This is a genomic window from Nonomuraea sp. NPDC023979 (genome assembly GCF_040639085.1).
Taxonomy (GTDB): Bacteria; Actinomycetota; Actinomycetes; order Streptosporangiales; family Streptosporangiaceae; genus Nonomuraea; species Nonomuraea ceibae.
This window is the reverse complement of record NZ_JBEZZG010000008.1, coordinates 54386-69340: the sequence shown is the minus strand read 5'-3', so window position 1 is coordinate 69340 and position 14955 is coordinate 54386. Positions and strand designations below refer to the sequence as shown.

The 14955-nt window shown below is 71.4% G+C and carries 13 protein-coding genes; 9 read left to right on the top strand and 4 right to left on the bottom strand.

Annotation, left to right across the window (positions count from 1 at the left end; all coding sequences use genetic code 11):
• Nucleotides 1-24 precede the first annotated feature (24 nt).
• Nucleotides 25-1026 (top strand): COX15/CtaA family protein, encoded by a 1002-nt coding sequence (locus AB0G11_RS17055; RefSeq protein ID WP_308125992.1) that lies wholly within the window; start codon nucleotides 25-27, stop codon nucleotides 1024-1026.
• 94 nt (nucleotides 1027-1120) lie between these two features.
• Nucleotides 1121-1783: an ElyC/SanA/YdcF family protein gene (locus AB0G11_RS17050; RefSeq protein WP_357586673.1), complete on the top strand. Its 663-nt coding sequence runs from the start codon at nucleotides 1121-1123 to the stop codon at nucleotides 1781-1783.
• Between the two features lie 6 nt (nucleotides 1784-1789).
• Here AB0G11_RS17050 and AB0G11_RS17045 read toward each other — a convergent pair whose 3' ends face one another.
• Together AB0G11_RS17045 and AB0G11_RS17040 are read right to left on the bottom strand one after the other, a co-directional pair.
• Nucleotides 1790-2953, bottom strand: coding sequence for a PrsW family intramembrane metalloprotease (locus AB0G11_RS17045; protein ID WP_219509944.1), 1164 nt, complete (start codon nucleotides 2951-2953; stop codon nucleotides 1790-1792).
• 102 nt (nucleotides 2954-3055) lie between these two features.
• The gene (locus tag AB0G11_RS17040) at nucleotides 3056-4015 is read right to left on the bottom strand and encodes a heme o synthase (RefSeq protein WP_219509943.1); all 960 of its coding nucleotides are present in this window, start codon (nucleotides 4013-4015) and stop codon (nucleotides 3056-3058) included.
• A gap of 274 nt (nucleotides 4016-4289) precedes the next feature.
• On the opposite strand from AB0G11_RS17040, the gene tkt reads away from it, so the two are divergent.
• From tkt to pgl, 5 genes are all read left to right on the top strand, one after another.
• Nucleotides 4290-6383 carry a transketolase gene (gene tkt, locus AB0G11_RS17035; RefSeq protein ID WP_308125991.1) on the top strand — a complete coding sequence of 698 codons (2094 nt, stop codon included), beginning with the start codon at nucleotides 4290-4292 and terminating at the stop codon, nucleotides 6381-6383.
• Nucleotides 6384-6387: 4 nt separating this feature from the next.
• On the top strand, nucleotides 6388-7479 hold the full coding sequence (gene tal / locus AB0G11_RS17030) for a transaldolase (protein WP_219509941.1): 1092 nt from the start codon (nucleotides 6388-6390) through the stop codon (nucleotides 7477-7479).
• Nucleotides 7480-7542: 63 nt separating this feature from the next.
• On the top strand, nucleotides 7543-9144 hold the full coding sequence (zwf, locus tag AB0G11_RS17025; RefSeq protein WP_246646029.1) for a glucose-6-phosphate dehydrogenase: 1602 nt from the start codon (nucleotides 7543-7545) through the stop codon (nucleotides 9142-9144).
• Nucleotides 9144-10049 carry a glucose-6-phosphate dehydrogenase assembly protein OpcA gene (locus tag AB0G11_RS17020; RefSeq protein ID WP_219509939.1) on the top strand — a complete coding sequence of 302 codons (906 nt, stop codon included), beginning with the start codon at nucleotides 9144-9146 and terminating at the stop codon, nucleotides 10047-10049. Before zwf ends, AB0G11_RS17020 begins: the two co-directional genes overlap by 1 nt.
• 73 nt (nucleotides 10050-10122) lie before the next feature.
• Nucleotides 10123-10896, top strand: coding sequence for a 6-phosphogluconolactonase (gene pgl / locus AB0G11_RS17015; RefSeq protein ID WP_219509938.1), 774 nt, complete (start codon nucleotides 10123-10125; stop codon nucleotides 10894-10896).
• On the opposite strand, the gene add is transcribed toward pgl, so the two are convergent.
• Nucleotides 10893-11909: an adenosine deaminase gene (gene add, locus AB0G11_RS17010; RefSeq protein WP_357586671.1), complete on the bottom strand. Its 1017-nt coding sequence runs from the start codon at nucleotides 11907-11909 to the stop codon at nucleotides 10893-10895. The genes pgl and add overlap by 4 nt on opposite strands.
• 94 nt (nucleotides 11910-12003) lie before the next feature.
• On the opposite strand from add, the gene AB0G11_RS17005 reads away from it, so the two are divergent.
• On the top strand, nucleotides 12004-12771 hold the full coding sequence (locus AB0G11_RS17005; protein WP_357586669.1) for a methyltransferase domain-containing protein: 768 nt from the start codon (nucleotides 12004-12006) through the stop codon (nucleotides 12769-12771).
• Nucleotides 12772-13265: 494 nt separating this feature from the next.
• On the opposite strand, the gene AB0G11_RS17000 is transcribed toward AB0G11_RS17005, so the two are convergent.
• Entirely contained in the window at nucleotides 13266-13601 is a 336-nt protein-coding gene (locus tag AB0G11_RS17000; protein ID WP_357586667.1) for a hypothetical protein, read from the bottom strand.
• Between the two features lie 740 nt (nucleotides 13602-14341).
• Here AB0G11_RS17000 and AB0G11_RS16995 point away from each other — a divergent pair.
• The gene (locus tag AB0G11_RS16995) at nucleotides 14342-14911 is read left to right on the top strand and encodes a hypothetical protein (RefSeq protein WP_357586664.1); all 570 of its coding nucleotides are present in this window, start codon (nucleotides 14342-14344) and stop codon (nucleotides 14909-14911) included.
• The last annotated feature ends 44 nt before the right edge of the window (nucleotides 14912-14955 follow it).

Genomic DNA, 14955 nt, shown 5'->3' with positions numbered 1-14955 from the left:
CACCCGCCACCTACCATCGATGACGTGAAGCTACCCGGGCGCTACGCCGACTCCTTCGTGTCATCCTTCTGGTCGCCGACCACGGCGACGTTGCGCGGATGGGCGCTGGCCGCCGTCGTGGCCAACGCGGGCATCACGGTGAGCGGCGCGGTCGTGCGGGTGACGAACTCCGGGCTCGGCTGCCCGACCTGGCCGCGCTGCACGCCCGACAGCTTCGTCCCGGTCGCGCACCCCGAGGTGGCGCCGATCAACATGGCCATCGAGTTCGGCAACCGGCTGGTCACGTTCCTCGTGCTGGTCATCGGGGTGGCCTGCTGGGTGGCCGCCCACCGGCTCCAGCCGCGGCGCGCCTCGCTGGTCAAGCTGGCCTGGCTGCAGCCGATCGGCATCATCGCGCAGGCGCTGTGGGGCGGCGTGGTGGTCAGCACCCTGCTCAACCCGTTCACGGTCGGCATGCACTACCTGCTGTCGATCGGGCTGACCGCCGCCTGCTGGGCCCTGTACGCGCGCGCCGGCGAGGGCGACGCGCCCGCGCGGCGGCTGGTCCACCGCGACGTACGGCGGCTCGGCCACGCGCTGCTGGCCGCGGTGTTCACGCTGCTGGTCGCGGGCGTGCTGGTGACCGGTACGGGCCCGCACTCGGGCGACGAGCTGGCCAGCCGCTTCGACCTCGACATCGAGAGCGTGGCCCGGCTGCACGCCGACGTCGCCTACCTGGTCGTCGGGCTGACCTTCGCGCTGCTGTTCGCCCTGCACGTGACCCGCGCGCCCCGGCGGGCCCGGCGCGCGGCGCTCGCGCTGCTGGTGGTCGAGCTGCTGCAGGGCGTGATCGGCTACACGCAGTACTTCCTCGGCGTCCCGGCCGCGCTGGTCGCCCTGCACGTGGTCGGCTCCACGCTGGTGTGGATCTTCACGCTGCGCGTCGTCTCGGCGCTGCGCACCCACGACCCCGCCGGCGAGACGGCCGGCGAAGAGGCCGGTGAGGCGGGCAGCCCCTCCCCCACTGAAGTCCCCGCCAAGTCCTGACGGGGTATGCCAGGGTATGGGGTGAGATGTCGGCCACTCCCCCACCAAGGTGAGGTGCCCTTTGCGGGGATTCGTCCGCCCCACTCGTCAGACGATGCGGCGCGCGTACCAGGGGCTCGTGCTCGCCAGCGTGCTCGCGCTGGCGCCCATGACGTGGGCCTGGTTCGGCAGCGACGGCCACCGCGAGGTGGCCGGCACGGCGGGCTGGCAGGCGCGGGTGCCCGCCTCGCAGGCCGCGCTCGTCCTCGGCGCCGGGCTGTACGGCGGGCGGCCCTCCCCCATGCTGGCCCGCAGGCTCGACATCGCCGCCGAGCTCTACCGCGCGGGCAAGGTCAGGGCGCTGCTGCTGTCGGGCGACAACAGCCGGGCCGCCTACGACGAGCCGACCGCGATGCGCGACTACCTGCTGGCCAGGGGCGTGCCGGAGCGGGTGATGGTGCTCGACTACGCCGGGTTCGACACCTGGGACTCGTGCGTGCGGGCCCGCCGGGTGTTCGGCGCCGAACGGCTGACCGTGGTGACGCAGGTCTTCCACCTGCCCCGGGCCGTCACGCTCTGCCGGACGGCCGGGCTGGAGACGTTCGGCGTCGGCGACGACTCCACCGCGCACTGGCCGGGCCCCACCTACGCCTACGCCACGCGCGAGCTGGTGGCCACCGGCAAGGCGTTCGCCGACGCGCTGCTGCTGCGCTCCGACCCGGTCTTCCCCGGCCCCGTGGAGACCTCGCTGCGGCGCATCGTCGACGCGCCCGCCTGACCGGGCTCAGCCAGGCATGTAGCCGTGGCTGCCGGCCGGCGTGGGCGGCATCGGGAAGTCGGCCCTGGCCGTGCTCATGCACTCCAGCAGCGCCCGCTGCTCCTCGTGGAAGGTCTGGTCGTCGACCATCCGCCGGGCCGCCCGCTCGTGCAGCAGCCCCAGCTCCGTCGCGGCGAGCTGGTAGTCGCTCATCGCCCGCAGCCCGCGCTTGCCGCCGTACATCCTGGCCCACTGCCGGGCCCGGCGGCGCCTGGGCAGCGCCGACAGCATGATGATGTCGTCCTTGCTGACGAGCTTGGTCGGCTCGTACGGCGGCAGGTAGCGCTGGATGAGCTCGACGATGCGGCGCCGGTCGCGGAAGACGACCACGATGAGCGCCACCAGCACCATCATCAGCGTCACGTACGCGACCACGAGCCCCGGGAAGCCGCCGTAGGAGACCAGGCCGTTCCACAGGCCGTGCAGCACCATCGCGCCCGACCAGCCCGCCATGATGGAGAAGACCCGCTCCGACCCCTCGCGGGTGGCCGCGTGCGCCACCGCCACCCCGATCATCGAGGTGAACAGCGGATGGGCGAACGGCGACAGGATGCCGCGCAGCACCACGGTCACGGCCAGGCTCACGCCGCCCGCCTCGGAGTTGAGCGCCTGGAGGTAGTAGCTGACGTTCTCGCTCATGGCGAAGCCCAGGCCGACCATGCTCGCGTAGATGATGCCGTCGGTCAGCCCGTCGAGCTCGGCCCGGCGGAAGCGCAGCAGGCCGAGCAGCACCAGGCCCTTCATCGTCTCCTCGACCACCGGGGCGCCGAAGGTGGCGGCGATGTTGCGGGCGGTGTCCTCCGACAGCTTGACGGTGTCCATGATGTAGTGCAGGTTCAGCGAGTTGACCACGCCCGCCACGAGCACGGCGACGCCCGCGCCCCACGCGAAGGCGAAGACCAGGTTGCTGCGCGGCTCCGGCTCCATCCGGTCGAGCGCGAGCACGGCGGCCAGCAGCAGCGGCACCGGCGCCAGGGCCAGGCCGAGCGAGATGAAGAACTGGACCGGCTCCCCGTTGATCACGTCGATGGCGAACGAGGCCAGGGCGCAGATCCCGGTCAGCACCAGCCCGGTGATCAACGCGAACGACGGGCGGTCCTTCAGCACCCAGCGTGGATCACGGGACGGCATACGGTGACTGTAACGGATCAGGAATGCGCTGTCCTTCCAAGGCGGCACGGCAGGCCCGGCTGGTGATGTGCCCGCTTTCCCGGCGGTCATGCGGCGCCGGGGTCAGGACAGCAGCGGGTCGATGGCGACCGCGAGGAACAGCAGCGCCAGGTAGGCGTTGGACCAGTGGAAGAAGCGCATCGGCCGCAGCGCCACGCCGGTCTTGCCGGAGTTGAGGCGGCTCAGCAGGCGGTGCACCTCCCACAGGCACGCCACGCCGAGGACGGCGGCGACGGCCGGGTAGAACAGGGTCGTGCCGGCCACCGGCCACAGCGCCAGCGAGCAGAGCACGGTGGCCCACGTGTAGGCGATCGACTCCAGGATGACCCGGCGCTCGGTGGCGACCACGGGCAGCATCGGCACCTTGGCCGCCGCGTAGTCCTCCTTGTAGCGCATGGCCAGGGTCCAGGTGTGCGGCGGCGTCCAGAAGAACACCACGCCGAACAGCACCAGCGGCGCCCAGTCGAGACGCTCGGTGATGCCCGCCCAGCCGATCATGACCGGCATGCAGCCCGCGATGCCGCCCCACACGATGTTCTGGGCGGTGCGCCGCTTGAGGATCATCGAGTAGACGAGCACGTAGAACAGGATCGCGCCGGTCGACAGCGCCGCGGCCAGCCAGTTGGTCGTCAGCCACAGCCCGGCCGTGGACAGCGCGCCCAGCACGATGCCGAAGATCAGCGCGCCGCGCGGCGACACCTGGTGCCTGGCCAGCGGGCGGCGCCGGGTGCGGCGCATCTTCTGGTCGATGTCGCGGTCGACGTAGCAGTTGAGCGCGTTGGCGCTGCCTGCCGACAGCGTGCCGAACACCATGACGGACACGGCCGTCCACAGCGGCGGCAGGCCGCCCGCTGCCAGGAACATCACCGGCAGCGTCGTGATCAGCAGCAGCTCGATGATCCGCGGCTTGGTCAGCGCGATGTAGGCCTTGACGACCGACCCGATCGAGCGCGGGCCGGCCGGGAGCGGCTCCCCGGCCTCGGGGGCCGGCGCCGTCGTCTGCCTGTTCGTCAGCACCGTCAAGGCGCTTCCAGCACGTGCGGAGTCAACGCGTAACCTCTGATTGGAGCTGATTCGTGAGTGGCCGCCGCGGCGACCAGGGAACAACCAAACTGTAGTCGCCGGGTCGGCCGGTCCGGCCAATGGGGGGCTCGCACCGCGAACGGACACGCTCCGGGGTGGGATGGGAATCGATCTCCAGTCCCACTCGGTTAGGGTCCGGTGTGGGCGGGATACGCCAACCGGCACCACCAAGGACAACTAGATTCCGGAGACCGAGCACTTGAGCACCGAACTCGTGCCAGCCCTTGAATGGACCGACCTGGACAAGCAGGCGGTCGACGTCGTTCGAGCCCTGGCGATGGACGCTGTGGAGAAGGCGGGTTCGGGTCACCCCGGCACCGCGATGAGCCTGGCCCCCGCCGCCTACCTGCTGTTCCAGCGCACGATGCGGCACGACCCGACCGATCCCACGTGGCTCGGCCGTGACCGCTTCGTGCTGTCGGCCGGGCACACCAGCCTGACCCTCTACATCCAGCTCTACCTGTCCGGCTACGGCCTGACGCTCGACGACCTGCGGCGGCTGCGCCAGTGGGACAGCCTGACGCCCGGCCACCCGGAGCACGGGCACACCGCCGGCGTGGAGACCACGACCGGGCCGCTCGGCCAGGGCCTGGGCAACGCGGTCGGCATGGCGATGGCGGCACGCCGCGAGCGCGGCCTGTTCGACCCCGACGCCGAGCCGGGCCGCTCGCCGTTCGACCACCACATCTGGTGCATCGTCAGCGACGGCGACATCGAGGAGGGCATCAGCCACGAGGCGAGCTCCCTGGCCGGTCACCAGAAGCTGGGCAACCTCGTCGTCATCTACGACGACAACCAGATCTCCATCGAGGACGACACGCTCATCGCCAAGTCCGAGGACGTGGTCAAGCGTTACGAGGCCTACGGCTGGCACACGCTGAGCGTCGACTGGACCCAGTCGGGCGACTACGTGGAGGACGTGCAGGCGCTGCACGAGGCGCTGGAGGCGGCCAAGGCCGAGACCGACCGGCCGTCGTTCATCCGGCTGCGCACGATCATCGGCTGGCCCGCGCCCAACAAGCAGAACACCGGCAAGATCCACGGCTCGGCGCTGGGCGAGTCCGAGGTGGCCGCCACCAAGCAGGTCATGGGCATGGACCCGGCCAAGACGTTCGACGTGCCGGCCGCGGTGCTGGAGCACGCCCGCGAGGTGGCGCGGCGCGGCCGCGAGGCGCACGCCGAGTGGCAGCGCGGCTACGCCGCCTGGCGCGAGGCCAACCCGGAGCGGGCCGCCGAGCTCGACCGCATCTCCCGCCACGAGCTGCCCGCCGGCTGGGCCACGGCGCTGCCGGAGTTCGAGACCGGCGGCTCGATGGCCACCCGCAAGGCGTCGGGCGAGGTGCTGAGCGCGCTCGCGCCGGTGCTGCCGGAGCTGTGGGGCGGCTCGGCCGACCTGGCCGAGTCCAACAACACCACGATGAAGGGCGAGCCGTCCTTCATCCCGGAGGAGTACCAGACCAAGGACTTCCCCGGTAACCGCTACGGCCGCACGCTGCACTTCGGCATCCGCGAGCACGCCATGGGCGCGATCCTCAACGGCATCGCGCTGCACGGCGGCACCCGCCCGTACGGCGGCACCTTCCTGGTGTTCTCCGACTACATGCGGCCCTCGGTGCGCCTGGCGGCGCTGATGAAGCTGCCGGTCACGTACGTGTGGACGCACGACTCCATCGGCCTGGGCGAGGACGGCCCGACCCACCAGCCGATCGAGCACCTGTGGTCGCTGCGCGCGATCCCCGGCCTCGACGTGGTGCGGCCCGCCGACGCCAACGAGACCGCCTACGCGTGGAAGACCGTGCTGGAGCACACCGACCGGCCCGCCGCGCTCGCGCTCACCCGGCAGAACCTGCCGGTGTACGAGGGCACCAGCGCCGACGGCGTGGCCCGGGGCGGCTACGTCCTGCGCGACGCCTCCGACGGCCAGCCGAAGGTCATCATCATCGCCACCGGCAGCGAGGTGCAGCAGGCCGTCGACGGCCGTGAGCTGCTGGAGGCCCAGGGCATCCCGACGCGCGTCGTGTCGATGCCGTGTGTCGAGTGGTTCAAGGGGCAGGACTCCGCATACAGGCAGACCGTCCTGCCCTCGTCGATCAGGGCCCGGGTCGCGGTCGAGGCGGGCATCGCCCTCGGCTGGCACGAGTTCGTCGGCGAGTGCGGCGAGGTCGTCAGCCTGGAGCACTTCGGTGCGTCCGCGCCGTACAAGACGCTGTACGAGCAGTTCGGGCTGACGGCGGAGCGCGTGGCTGCGGCGGCCAAGGCGAGCCTGGCCAAGCTGGGCCAGGACAAGGGCGAGACGACGGGAAACTGAGGACATGAGCGAGATCCTGAACAAGCTGTCCGGCCAGGGCGTGTCCATCTGGCTCGACGACATCAGCCGTGAGCGCCTGCGCAGCGGCAACCTGGAGGAGCTGATCCGGGACAAGAACGTGGTCGGCGTCACGTCCAACCCGACCATCTTCGCCGGCGCGCTCAGCAAGGGCGACGCCTACAACGCCCAGCTGCACGACCTGGCCGTGCGCGGCGTGGACGTGGGCGAGGCCGTGCGCGCGATCACCACCTACGACATCCGCTGGGCCGCCGACGTGCTGCGCCCGGTCTACGACGCCACGCAGGGCGTCGACGGGCGGGTGTCGCTGGAGGTCGACCCGCGCCTGGCCCGCGACACCGAGAAGACCGTCGCCGAGGCGCGTGCGCTGTGGTGGATGGTGGACCGGCCCAACCTGTTCATCAAGATCCCGGCCACGATGGAGGGCCTGCCCGCGATCACGCAGGCGATCGGCGAGGGCATCAGCGTCAACGTCACGCTGATCTTCTCGCTGCAGCGCTACCGCGCGGTCATGGACGCCTGGCTGGCGGGCCTGGAGGCGGCCCAGGCCAAGGGCCTCAACCTGGCCACGATCGAGTCGGTCGCCTCGTTCTTCGTCAGCCGCGTCGACACCGAGATCGACAACCGGCTCGACAAGCTCGGCAAGCCCGAGCTGAAGGGCAAGGCCGGCGTCGCCAACGCGCGCCTGGCCTACGCCGCCTTCGAGGAGGTCATGAACTCCGAGCGCTGGCAGCGCCTGCGCGCCGCCGGCGCCCGCCCGCAGCGCCCGCTGTGGGCCTCCACCGGGGTGAAGAACCCCGACTACTCCCCCACGATGTACGTCGACGAGCTGGTCGCGCCGGGCACCGTCAACACGATGCCGGAGAAGACGCTCGACGCGACCGCCGCGGGCGGCAACGTCACCGGCGACACCGTGCGCCCCTTCTACGAGCAGGCGTGGAACACCATGGCCGCGCTGAAGGAGGCGGGCGTCGACTACGACGACGTGGTGCGGGTGCTGGAGGAGGAGGGCGTGCAGAAGTTCGAGGCGTCCTGGAACGAGCTGCTCGAGAGTGTCAGCAAGAACCTGGTTCCGTGACGAAGGCGTCCCGCCGCGGGGAGGGCGGGCCCTCCCCGCGCGGCGCCTCACTGGAGGTTTGAGATGAGTGACCCGGCAGGGCCCCCGGAGGAGGCCGTCGCCGTGGCGGCGGCCGTGGCCGGCACGTCCACGACGCTGGAGGTGGCCGCCGCCAACCCGCTGCGGGACCCGCGTGACAAGCGGCTGCCGCGGGTGGCGGGGCCGTGCGTGATGGTGTTGTTCGGCGTGACCGGCGACCTGGCCAAACGCAAGCTGCTGCCGGCGATCTACGACCTGGGCAACCGGGGGCTGCTGCCGCCGGGCTTCTCCCTGGTCGGTTTCGCCCGGCGCGACTGGCAGGACCAGGATTTCGCCAAACTGACGCACGACGCCGTGAAGACCCATGCCCGCACGCCCTTCCGCGAGGAGGTCTGGAAGCAGATCCGCGAGGGGATCCACTTCGTGCCGGGCGAGTTCTCCGACGACGGCGCGTTCGACGCGCTGGCGATGGCGTTGAAGGAGATCGACGAGCTGCGGGGCACGGGCGGCAACTACGCCTTCTATCTGTCGGTGCCGCCGAAGTTCTTCCCCGTGGTCGTGGAGCAGCTCAAGCGCACCGGGCTGGCCGAGGCGCCCGACGGCTCGTGGCGGCGGGTGGTCATCGAGAAGCCGTTCGGCCACGACCTGCGCTCGGCGCACGAGCTGAACGAGATCACCACCTCCGCGTTCCCGGAGAGCTCGATCTTCCGGATCGACCACTACCTGGGCAAGGAGACGGTCCAGAACATCATGGCGCTGAGGTTCGCCAACAACCTCTACGAGCCGATCTGGAACCGCAGCTTCGTCGACCACGTGCAGATCACCATGGCCGAGGACATCGGCATCGGCGGCCGGGCCGGCTACTACGACGGCATCGGCGCCGCCCGCGACGTGATCCAGAACCACCTGCTCCAGCTTCTGGCCCTGGTGGCGATGGAGGACCCGACCTCGTTCGAGGCGTCCTCGCTGCGCCGCGAGAAGGAGAAGGTGCTCAAGGCCGTGCGGCTGCCCGCCGACCTGGCCGCCAACACCGCGCGCGGCCAGTACGCGGCGGGCTGGCAGGGCGGCGAGAAGGTCGTCGGCTACCTGGAGGAGGAGGGCATCTCCAAGAGGTCCACCACCGAGACGTACGCGGCGGTCAAGCTGGAGATCGCCAACCGGCGGTGGGCGGGCGTGCCGTTCTACCTGCGCACCGGCAAGCGGCTGGGCCGCCGGGTCACCGAGGTGGCCGTGGTGTTCCAGAAGGCGCCGCACCTGCCGTTCAGCGCCGACGACACCGAGATCCTCGGCCACAACGCGCTGGTCGTGCGGGTGCAGCCGGACGAGGGCATCACGGTCAGGTTCGGCTCCAAGGTGCCGGGCACGGCGATGGAGGTGCGCGACGTGTCCATGGACTTCGCCTACGGCGAGTCGTTCCTGGAGTCGTCGCCCGAGGCGTACGAGCGGCTGCTGCTCGACGTGATGATCGGCGACCCGCCGCTCTTCCCGCACCAGCGGGAGGTCGAGCTGTCGTGGAAGATCCTCGACCCGATCGAGGAGTTCTGGGCCACCCAGGGCCAGCCGGAGCCGTACCCGTCGGGATCGTGGGGGCCGCCCGCGGCCGACGCGATGATGGCCCGTGACGGGCGCGTCTGGAGGAGACTCTAGTGACCACGTTCATGCTGGCCGACACGACGGCGGGCAAGATCTCGGCGCAGCTCACGCAGCTGCGCCACCAGATGGGCGCGCCCGCGATCGGCATGGTGCTGACGCTGGTCGTGGTGTGCGAGGAGCGCGACCAGTACGACTCGCTGCGGGCCGCCACCGAGGCCGCCCGCGAGCACCCGTCGCGCATCCTCGTGGTGATCAACCGGGAGACCGACGAGGCCAACCGGCTGGACGCCGAGCTGCGCATCGGCGAGTCGGCGCCGGGCGAGACCGTGGTGCTGCGCCTGTACGGCGAGCTGACCGAGCACGCCGACTCGGTCGTCAGCCCGCTGCTGCTGCCCGACACGCCCGTGGTGGCGTGGTGGCCGAGCCGCGCCCCTGACGTGCCGTCGGCCGACTCGATCGGCGTGCTGGCCCAGCGGCGGCTGACCGACGCCAAGAACGCCGACGACGGCGTCGCGTCCCTGGTGACGCGGGCCAAGGGCTACGCGCCGGGCGACACCGACCTGTCGTGGGCGCGGCTGACGCCGTGGCGCAGCCTGCTGGCCGCCGCGTTCGACCAGCCCGTGGGCCGGGTGCACGGCGGCGTCGTGGAGGCGTCGGCGGGCAACCCGAGCGCGCCGCTGCTGGCGTCGTGGCTGTCGGAGCGGCTGGGCGCCGAGATGGACGTGGCCGACTCGGGCGGGCCCGGCCTGACCGCCGTACGGCTCGCCACCGACGAGGGCGAGCTGTCGGTGGTGCGCACCGACGCCCGCCTGGCCACGCTGTCGCGTCCCGGCCAGCCCGACCGCAACGTGGCGCTGGCCCGCAGGCACCTGTCGGAGCTGCTGGCCGAGGAACTGCGCCGGCTCGACACCGACGAGATCTACGGGGCCGCCGTCAAGCGCCTGGCCCGCCTCCGCTAGACCGCACGACTCCCCGTGCCCGGGCGCCCCCGAGGTGCCCGGGCACGGCCGTATCCATGAAAGGGTGGCGCTCGTGAGCGTTCCCACTGTTGTTGTGCACCGCGACGCCGACGTGCTGGCCAAGGCCGTGGCGGCGCGGATCATCACCCGGCTCGTCGACGCCCAGTCCGCCAAGGGCTCGGCCTCGCTGGTGCTGACCGGCGGCACCGTCGGCATCGCCACGCTGGCGGCGATCCGTGACACGCCGGCGCGTGACGCCGTCGACTGGCGCCGCCTGGACATCTGGTGGGGCGACGAGCGCTTCCTGCCGGCCGGCGACCCGGAGCGCAACGAGACCGGCGCCCGGCAGGCGCTGCTCGACCACGTCGACCTCGACCCCGCGCGGGTGCACGTCATGCTGGGTCCCGACTCGGGGCTGTCGGCGGAGGAGTCGGCCGACGCCTACGCCACGGAGCTGGCCAAGGCCGCCCGGCCGGAGGACCACGGCGCGGCGCCCGCCTTCGACGTGCTGCTGCTCGGCATGGGGCCCGACGCGCACGTGGCGTCGCTGTTCCCGGGCATGCCGGCGCTCTACGACACCCGCGCGGCGGTCGCGGTGCACGGCGCGCCCAAGCCGCCGCCCACGCGCATCTCGCTGACGCTCCCGGTCATCCAGGGGGCGCGTGAGGTGTGGGTGGTCGCGGCCGGCGAGGAGAAGTCGGGCGCGGTCCGGCTGGCGCTGTCGGAGTCGGGGCCCGTCCAGGTCCCGGCGGCCGGGGCGCGCGGCCGGGGCGGCACGCTGTTCCTGCTGGACCGGGCGGCCGCGGGCAAGATCCCGCCGGGCCTGGGCCGCATCGCCTCGCCCTAACGGGCCACCAGGGCGTCGATCTCGCCGAGGAGCGCCTGCTTGCGCTCCTGCGGCAGGTAGCTGGCCCGCACGCCGTTGCGGGCCAGCTCGGCGAGGTCCGCCTCCCCCAGGCCGAAGACGCGGGCCGCGACGCGATACTCGTCGGCCAGCGTGGTGGCGAACATGGGCGGGTCGTCGCTGTTGAGCGTGACGAACAGGCCCTCCTCCAGCATGCGCGGCAGCGGGTGGTCCTCGATGCGGGCGACCTGGCCGGTGCACACGTTCGAGGTGGGGCAGACGTCCAGCGGGAGCTGCGTCTCGCGCAGGTGGTCCACCAGGCGCGGATCGGCGAGGCAGGCGATGCCGTGGCCGATCCGCTCGGCGCCGAGCCCCTCGATGACCTCCCACACGGTCTCCGGGCCGGTCATCTCGCCGCCGTGCGGCACGCTGTGCAACCCGGCCGCCCTGGCCGCGGCGAACGCGTCACGGTAGGCGTCGCGGTGGGGCGCACGGCTCTGCTCGATCCCGCCCAGCCCGAAACCTACCAAAGCAGCGGGAGGTTCCTGGAGCGCGTGGTCGAGGGTGACCTTGGCCGCCTCCTCCCCGAACTCGCCCGGGATGTCGAAGATGTAGGCCATCTCCACCCCGTGCTCGACGGGAGCCCGCCGGGCGGCGAGGTCCAGCGCCTCGGTGACCTCGCGGGCCGGCATGCCGACGACATGATGGGCGTACGGGGTGACCTGCAGCTCTGCGTAGCGCCCGCCCTGCGCCGCCAGGTCGCGGGCCAGGCCGAGCACGAGTGTGGCGATGTCCTCCGGCTCCCGGACCAGGGCGTTGACCGCGCCGTACACCTGGGCGAAGTGCGGGAAGTCGCGGAAGGTGTAGAAGGCGCGCAGCTCCTCCTCGCTGGTCGGCACCGGGCTGCCGGGGTGGCGGCGCGACAGCTCCAGCACCGTGTCGACGGAGGCGGAGCCGATCAGGTGGACGTGCAGTTCGACCTTGGGCAGTGCGTCGATGAACGCGTCAGGACTCATGCGGACGACCCTAGGCCGCGCCCCGGCCTCGCCTCCAGGCTTACGGGGCGAATATCACATGGATGTGTAAAGTTTTGGCGTTATGCTGTCCGGGGTGACCGATCCCGAAGCTTACGAGCGCGGATTCGCCCGGCTCAGCGCCCACACCGTCGGCCCGCTCCTCGACCGGGCGGGCGTCCCCACCGGCCCGGCCGAGCGGCGGGCCGGGGTGCGGGTGCTCGACGCGGGGTGCGGGAGCGGCGTCGTGACGGCCGGAGCGCTGGCGCGCGGGGCCCGCGTGACCGCCTTCGACGCCGACGCCGCGATGGCGGGGCTGGCCGCGCGCCGCCATCCGGAGGCGGAGGTGGTGGTGGCGGCGCTGCCGTCGCTGCCCTTCCGGGACGGGACATTCGACGCCGTAGCCGGAAATTTCATCATCAACCACGCGCCCGACACCGCCGCCGCACTCCTGGAGCTGCGCCGCGTCGCCCGGCCCGGCGCGGGCGTGGCGCTGACCTGGTGGGAGCCGTCCGAGATGACCGCCACCGGCGTCATCGCCGCCGCCGTCGAAGCCGCCGGCCACCCCTTCGCGTTCCCGCCCCGGCCCCTCGCCGCCGCCGACCCCGGCCGCTTCGCCACGCTCATGCGCCGGGCGGGCTTCACCGGCGTCGCCGTCGACACCCTCCGCTGGCGCCACCCGTTCGACCCGGACGCATGGCTCGCCGACGTCGTCGCCGCCGGCGGCCCCCGCTTCGGCCCCATCGCCGCCCAGCCCGCCGCCGTCCAGGCCCGCATCCGCGCCGCCTACCACCACCTGGCCGCCCCGTACATCCTGGACGGCTTCCCCGTAACCGCCCACCTGGCCCACGCCACCACCCCCTGACCCGACCGCCACCCTCTGCGCCCCTCCCTGGGCCCACGCCCCCGGCCCCCACCCGCCACCCCTGCGCCCGGCACCCGGCAGACGGGTACGCCGCGCGAGAAGTCCTGGCCCATCAGCGAGCCGGTGCGCTGCTCAGCCTCGCTGAGCAGGACCAGCTCGCCTCCGCAGTGCGGTCCGCTGGTCTCGCGCTCGGCGCCATGCCAGCCCCGCTGCTGGCCGATCTCCTCTCGGCAGTGGAGACAAGCGAGACGGTGATCGCGCGCGCCCTGGACACATCCACGAGGGTCGCCAGCGGACGCGCCCGGATTCCGTCACGCAGTGAAGGACACGCATGAACGTCCCTGCAAGCCCTGACGGCGGCTTCTACGGCTTCGCGCCGCCGGAGGCGCACCCCGCTGGGCGTGGGTCGCCTGGCTGTTCGGCTGCTCCAGCAAGTCGACCCGGCGTGCGGGCACCGACAGCTCGACCTCCAGCCACTCCCACGGTGCCCTCAGCTACACCAGCTCCGGCGGCACCTGCCACTGCCAAGGGCCGCGCGACGGCAGATAGAACTCTGGCTCGGCTAAGTAGCGATACTCCGCCTTGGGGAGCAAAAGCGTCGCTATGCGCTCCAGCGTTGGTTCGGCTACCAGATGTGGGCGCTGGCGGCCTCGTCGACGGCGTTCTCGGCCTCCCGGATGCGCTCGGCAGGACAGGTCGGCCAGGCGCTGCTGCGGCCGGGTGCGCTCGGCCATCGCCTCGGCCAGCCAGGCGGTCGCCGCGGCGGGCTGCTCAAGTTGCGGGGCGACCCGTTCATCCAGCGCGGCGGTGCGTTGGACCGCGTCGCTCATCGCGCCGTCCTGGCGGGCCCGGCGTTCGCGGTAGGCGCGCCCGGCAGGCGTCGGAGCAGTACGCGCGGTGCCGGCCCCGCACCGGGCAGGGCCGGCGGGTGCGTGTTGCCGCCGGACGGTTCGGCGCAGCGCGTGGACTCCTCGGCCGCGACGGCGTCCGGTTCGCCGTGCCCGCCGGGCTGCGCAATTGCCGCCCTGCTCAGCGATCTCCACGATCACCTGCGTGACGTGCTCGGTGATCTCAACGTCCGGGCCTGTCATCGGGGGTCACCTCGGCGGCCACGTGGACGGCGCCGCGCAGGAGCCGGAGCGGCTTGCCGCCGGAGTCGACGAGTTCGAGGTCTCACACGCCAAGTCCTCCACGTCCCGGAGGCCGGCACCGCGGCAGGGGATGAGCAGCGTGACGCGGTCGGTGGCCGGGTCGGTGATGGTCATGTGGCCGGTGTAGAGGGTAACCGTCCCCACCGGGCTTGGACCGGCGGGCCTTCAAGCTTGCTGGCCTAAGTCGCTACTCCAGGCGATTTAAGATTCGAGCTCTCTACTGTAGCCAAACTCTTCTGACCTGCGAGTTTACTCCCAATTCTCACATATGCAGGGATGACTACTCCGCGAATAGGGAAGGATGCCGTCCGCCAATAAGCGCGCCGATCAGAAATGACTACTTAAAGCAAGCGTTGACAATTTCCCTTCTGAATCGCGCAAGACTCTCATCCTTCCCCATCTCAAAGGAGAATTCTGGAGTGAAGTACGGACTGCGTGCCGCCATCATCGCTTCATCAATTGCTGTCATGTTAGGGGCTATAGCTCCCAACGCTGCCAGCGCCGATCCCCATCCGGTAGACAGCAATGGTCAGTCAAACATGCCGACCCTGCCCGGCGAGCCGGACACCTCGGGCGCCGATGGCGAAGCATTCTCCAGCGCCGTTACAGACAAAAATAAGCTAGCGGCAGACGTTGGGTGCTGGGTGATCGCCGAAGCCCCGTTTACGCTCGTATACAACAAGGCGCCGATTCGCGCCGAAGGCTATATATCCAGATGTACACCCATCAAGCCAGACGATTGCCGCACGGAGACCGACCTCGAACAGAACATCGACGGAATCTGGACAGTGGTAGCCAATGGTCCCGTGAAGTGGGGTTGCAGCGTAGGCAGCGGCTCGAAGTCCAGCACGGCTTATAACTGCCGGCAGGACCTCAACGGACCGCACTCGTACCGGACGCGGACCTACCTCCTCACCCAGTACCGCGGGAAGTGGGCCCCCTCTCCTTCCGTAGCGACGAGCGGGACCAACAGTTGGTGGTGCGAATAGAATCCGCGCTCCAGCGGCAGCGAGTAACGACCACATAGTCTTTA

What these genes read in the sequence shown, in the direction of transcription:
- AB0G11_RS17050 (WP_357586673.1), top strand. Translation starts at nt 1,121, where the DNA reads ATGCGGCGCGCGTACCAGGGGCTCGTGCTCGCCAGCGTGCTCGCGCTG.
- AB0G11_RS17045 (WP_219509944.1), bottom strand. Translation starts at nt 2,953, where the DNA reads ATGCCGTCCCGTGATCCACGCTGGGTGCTGAAGGACCGCCCGTCGTTC.
- tal (WP_219509941.1), top strand. Translation starts at nt 6,388, where the DNA reads ATGAGCGAGATCCTGAACAAGCTGTCCGGCCAGGGCGTGTCCATCTGG.
- zwf (WP_246646029.1), top strand. Translation starts at nt 7,543, where the DNA reads ATGAGTGACCCGGCAGGGCCCCCGGAGGAGGCCGTCGCCGTGGCGGCG.
- add (WP_357586671.1), bottom strand. Translation starts at nt 11,909, where the DNA reads ATGAGTCCTGACGCGTTCATCGACGCACTGCCCAAGGTCGAACTGCAC.
- AB0G11_RS17000 (WP_357586667.1), bottom strand. Translation starts at nt 13,601, where the DNA reads ATGAGCGACGCGGTCCAACGCACCGCCGCGCTGGATGAACGGGTCGCC.